The organism is Pseudomonas sp. UBA6753 (assembly GCF_002453565.1).
Lineage (GTDB): Bacteria > Pseudomonadota > Gammaproteobacteria > Pseudomonadales > Pseudomonadaceae > Aquipseudomonas > Aquipseudomonas putida_Z.
In genome coordinates this window covers 81,232-81,759 of record NZ_DKHD01000026.1, presented here as the reverse complement: position 1 = coordinate 81,759, position 528 = coordinate 81,232, and the positions used below count along the sequence as shown (strand labels likewise).

Sequence of the window (528 nt, the reverse complement as noted above, 5' to 3'; positions counted from 1 at the left end):
CCACCCTGGTGGTGGTCGGCGATGTCACCGCCGATGAGGTCAAGGGCCTGGCGCAGAAGTACTTCGGCAGCATCCCCAAGCGTGCCGTGCCGCCGGCCAAGTTGCCGCTCGAACTGGCCGAACCAGGCCAGCGCCAGCTGACCCTGCACGTACGCACCCAGTTGCCGAGCCTGATCTACGGTTTCAACGTACCTGGCCTGTCCACCGCCAAGGACCCGCGTACGGTGCATGCCCTGCGCCTGATCTCGGCGCTGCTCGACGGCGGCTACAGCGCCCGCATGCCGGCACGCCTGGAACGTGGCCAGGAGCTGGTGGCCGGTGCTTCTTCCAGCTACAACGCCTTCACCCGCGGCGACAGCCTGTTCCTGATCTCGGCCACGCCGAACGTGCAGAAGCAGAAAACCCTCGCCGATGTCGAGAAAGGCGTCTGGCAGCTGCTGGATGAGCTCAAGACCACCCCACCCAGCGCCGAAGAGCTGGAGCGCGTACGCGCCCAGGTCATAGCCGGCCTGGTCTACGACCGCGACT

At 66.7% G+C, this 528-nt stretch carries 1 protein-coding gene; it reads left to right on the top strand.

Annotated features, from left to right (window positions below; all coding sequences use genetic code 11):
• On the top strand, nt 1–528 hold a 528-nt coding region (locus B2790_RS10025), incomplete at both ends, for a M16 family metallopeptidase (protein WP_414708581.1).